The 4,139-nt window shown below is 68.4% G+C and carries 4 protein-coding genes; 2 read left to right on the top strand and 2 right to left on the bottom strand.

Annotated features, from left to right (window positions below; translation table 11 throughout):
• Positions 1–213, bottom strand: a 213-nt coding sequence (locus AXK60_RS27395; protein ID WP_217491778.1) for a hypothetical protein, incomplete at its 3' end; no start/stop codon positions are given.
• Positions 214–537: 324 nt separating this feature from the next.
• Between AXK60_RS27395 and mobF the strand changes: the two genes are divergently transcribed.
• Together mobF and AXK60_RS10465 are read left to right on the top strand one after the other, a co-directional pair.
• On the top strand, positions 538–3,411 hold the full coding sequence (gene mobF / locus AXK60_RS10470) for a MobF family relaxase (RefSeq protein WP_068571089.1): 2,874 nt from the start codon (positions 538–540) through the stop codon (positions 3,409–3,411).
• 46 nt (positions 3,412–3,457) lie between these two features.
• Positions 3,458–3,772: a hypothetical protein gene (locus AXK60_RS10465; protein WP_068571088.1), complete on the top strand. Its 315-nt coding sequence runs from the start codon at positions 3,458–3,460 to the stop codon at positions 3,770–3,772.
• Here the strand turns inward: AXK60_RS10465 and AXK60_RS10460 are convergent.
• A partial coding sequence (locus AXK60_RS10460; protein ID WP_217491777.1) for a hypothetical protein occupies positions 3,773–4,139 on the bottom strand: 367 nt, incomplete at its 5' end.

Below are 4,139 nucleotides of genomic sequence, written 5' to 3'. Positions count from 1 at the left end.
CCCGCCCTTGGCGTGCATGTGCCCGGCATAGATCGCGAACGCGAGATTCCCATCGCGTTTGAGCTCCAGGCGCAGCCTGTCGCACGCATCGAGAAACGGACACCCAGCACACATCCGCAGCGCCTCCGCCGCCGTCTCCGACGTCGCCGTCGTCAGGTCAAACCACTGCGGTACTGGCTCACACGGAGGCGAAACCGTCGCTGAAAACTCCATCCGTGACCTCCCTGTAAGTCCCTCTTGTCGTCGCCCCCCAGCAACAACATGACAGCTATAAGGATGTCATCCATAAGTACGTCACGTCAAGAAATCCGTCAGCCCTCTCACCCTGCCAACGTCCCAATCGTCGCCCCTGCAGTTCCTCAGACCCCCACACGATGAGGAAACCTCACCGACCAAAGAAAGAGCTTGGCACATTGGCACAATGTGCAAGAATGAGCTGTCGCTGCGCTCCAGCTGCGTCGCTGCGCTCCGCTCGGCCCTGGTCGGGCCCGGGTCCCCCGGACGGTCGTCCGGCTGACAGAAGGGAGGTCAGGGCCGATGCTGACGATCGCGCGCCTGGGCTCCTGGGGCATCAACTACTACGAGAACACCGCGGACCGATCCGGTCCTGAGGGCGGCCTGACGGAGTACTACAGCGAGGCGGGCCGGCGTGCGCCGCGGATGGTGCTTGCCGGCGACCAGGACGCCGTTGCTGAGCGGATCGGATTGACGTCGGGGCACGTCATTTCGGAGGAGCAGATTCATGCGTGGTGGTCCGAGGCGCAGGCGCCCTCGGGTGCGACGGGCCGCGCCTTTTCCGCGCCGACCGTCGACGCGCTCGGCCGCTCACGCGACGGCGTTCACGGCTTCGACCTGACCTTCGCCGCTCCCAAGAGCGTCTCCGTGATGCGCGGCATGTCCGACCCTCAGGCGCTCGGCCAGTTCACCCGCGCCCACCGCGATGCGGTGAAGGCAGCGACGCAGTATCTGTCCGATCACGCGGGCTATACGCGCCGGCACAATCCGGTCACGGGGAACAAGGATCTGGAGAAGCTTCCCGGGCTGGCGATGGTCGAGTACAACCACGAAACGAGTCGCGCCGGCGACCCGCATCTGCACTCGCACATGATCCTGCCCAACCGCCAGGCCCGCGCTGACGGCACTCTCGCGTCGATAGATTCGAAGTCGCTCTACCACGAGGCCCGCGCCGCCGGCATGGTCTACCAAGCCGCACTCCGTGACGGTCTCACACGCCGTCTCGGGGTGTCCTGGGGCGAGGTCGATCGCGATAGCGGCGTGGCCGAGATCGTCGGCGTCAACCCCCAGTCGATCAAGCTGTTCTCCAAGCGCAAGACCCAACTCGACGAGTGGGTGCGCAGCAACGTCGACGCCGGCCGCCGCGGCGCGGCGGCGAACGCGGCCGGCCAACGTGCGACCAAGACCGTCAAGGGTGAGGATCAGTCGCTCGACGATCTGCGTGAGGCATGGGAAGGCGAGCTGGCCGAGCACGGCATCAACGTCGTCGAGCGTGACAACGCGATCGCCCCGCACAAGATGCGGCGCCCGACCGCTGACGATGTCCTCGAGTTCGTGCGGCGAGACAAGTCGACGTGGACGCGCGCGGATCTCGTCGAGGCGGCCGGCACGCTGTGGCCGCCGAGCAACGACGAGCCGAGCACCGTGCTCTCGCGCATCGAGGCGCTCACCGACGAGGCCGCCGCACGGTGCTGGCAGAGCAGCGTCGACCGCGCACCACACCAGCGCGAAGGCAGCGTGCGGTTCACGAGCGAGGAGGTCGTCGTCGAGGAGGCCGCCGCACTCGAGATGGCCGGCCGCCAGGACATGCGGATGCGGATGGCGATCGGCCCGAAGACGCACCAGGCGCTCACCGAGAACATGTCCGCCCAGCAGGCCGACGTCATCCGTTCGGTAGCTACCAGCGACCGCGGTGTGCAGGTCATCCAGGCGCCCGCCGGCGCCGGCAAGACGACCTCACTGCGCGGCCTGCGCGCAGCGTGTGAGGAGAACAACCGCGACATGGTGCTGCTCGCCCAGGCCGGTAAGGCGGTCGACGCCGCGGCCGCGGAGAACGTCGCGCCCCGCACCGCGACCGTCGACAAGGAGCTGCGCGCGGTCGCCAACAACACGCACGGCTGGAGCGATAAGAGTGTCGTCGTCGTCGACGAGGCCGCGATGGTCGGCAACCGGCAATTGACCGATCTCATGCACGCGGCGCACACCTCCGGCGCGAAGCTCGTCCTCGTCGGTGACGCGCAGCAGCTCGACCCGGTCAAGGCCCGCGCCGGCCTGTTCTCGATGCTCCACAACGACCTGCCCTGGAGCCAGGAACTGAGCGAAGTCTTCCGCCAGAAGGACCCGCACGAGCGTGAAGCCGGACTCGCGCTGCGCAACGGGTCGAAGGCCGGCCGACAGCACGCCGTCGACTGGTACGTCGAGCACGGGCGCGTACACGCCGGCAACGACGTCGCGATGGCGCACGACGCACTCCGCGGCTTCCTCGGCGACGTCGACGCCGGGAAGGACTCGCTTCTCATCAGCGATACGTGGGCGGTCTCCGACGCGCTCAACGCGCAAGTCCAGCACGCCCTCGGCCAACAGCGCGCCGGCGAGGACTACAAGCGCACGCTCCCGTCGACGACCGTCGCGCGCGAGCACACCGTGTACCTCGGCGACACGATCATGACCCGTTCCAACATCGGCCCTCGCGACGTCGAGGTGACCGGCGCCGCCCGCGCAGGGCTCCCCGACGACGCGCTCCAGGTGCGTAACGGGCAACGCTGGAACGTCCTAGGGCTGCGCGACAACGGCGACCTCTGGGCGCAGCGCACCACCGACGGTGCGCAGGCGTGGCTCCCCGCCGAGTACGCCAGCAAGAACGTCGTGCTCGGCTATGCCGGCACCGTGCACTCCGCGCAAGGATCGACCGCCGACACCTGCCATGCAGTCATGTCCAGCGAGTCCGGACGCCGCGAGCTGCTCTACCCCGCGCTCACCCGCGGCAAGGAATCTAACCACCTCTACCTCACCGAGAAGATCAACGGCGAAGCTGACCACCAGCACGCCGCCGGCGCCGCTGCCGAGGGCGCGCGCGGCTTCACCGAGATCCGCTTCCAACCCGTCCGCGCCCGCCAGCTGATGGCCGCCGTCGCCGACCGCATCACCGCCGACCGCGCCGCGCACCGCGTCGCCGAGGACGCCATCTTCGAGCGCACCGACACAGGCCAACCGCTGGCCGGCAGCGGCATCTCTGCTGACGTCATCGCCGCGCACCGCACCCGCGACGCCCTCCGCGCCCAACGGCTGCACGAATACCTCAGCGCCCAGACCGCAGCGCGCCATCGCGCCGCCACCATCGCGGCCGCACGCGCGCGCGAGGCCGCCCGCGGCCTTGAAAGCGGCCTCGGCCTGTAAGTCGAGTTGGTGGACGAGATACTGCGCGCGGGGCGATACTCACCGCATGAGCGACGAACTCAACCTCGAACCCGCGGCAGCCAGCGGTGGCGTCGACAGCTGGAACGCCCCCGTGACCGCCGGCCTCACCGCGGCGGCCGTACCGGCACCCGTCGCGCCGACGGACCCGAGCCCCGCCACGGCAGCGATCGTCGCCGGATACGCCGAGCAATCGTCCGCAGCTGAGGCCGCGATCGCCGCGATCGCCGCCAAGGTGCCTCAGTACAGCGGGGCCGCGCAAGCTGGCATCGCCACCATCGTCGACACTGAGGCGCAGTCGACGACCGGTCTCCGGCCCGATCCGACGACGCCGGCAGCGTAGTCACTCCTGGTCGACGGCCTCGCCGGGATCCTCCTCGCCTGGGTGCTCCTCGCGAAGCTCAATGCCCCCGCTTGCCAGATCGAGGACCGCCGGGCCGCTCCCCAGCTCGCGGAGTTCTTCCACGCCTTTTCGACTGGCTGCGGCCACGCGGTCCCACTCCACACCGGCAAACGTGCCATCCGCAGGAGGGGACTCCCGATAGGGAGGATCAACGAACCCGAACCCATTGTGGCGGTTGTGGTTCAAGTTCCATAGTACGGCTTTCGCCATGAACTTCAGGTGTTGCTCGGCGTGCTGCAGCACAGCGCACGCTTCGATGATTTCCTTTGTCGCCATGCCGTTTTGGTGAAGGCCTATCAACAGCAAA

The organism is Tsukamurella pseudospumae, from assembly GCF_001575195.1.
Taxonomy (GTDB): Bacteria; Actinomycetota; Actinomycetes; order Mycobacteriales; family Mycobacteriaceae; genus Tsukamurella; species Tsukamurella pseudospumae.
Note: the sequence above shows the minus strand (reverse complement) of the source record. Positions and strands in the feature narration are given on the sequence as shown.

Coding starts and splice junctions, on each gene's coding strand:
- mobF (WP_068571089.1), top strand. CDS start 538: ATGCTGACGATCGCGCGCCTGGGCTCCTGGGGCATCAACTACTACGAG.
- AXK60_RS10465 (WP_068571088.1), top strand. CDS start 3,458: ATGAGCGACGAACTCAACCTCGAACCCGCGGCAGCCAGCGGTGGCGTC.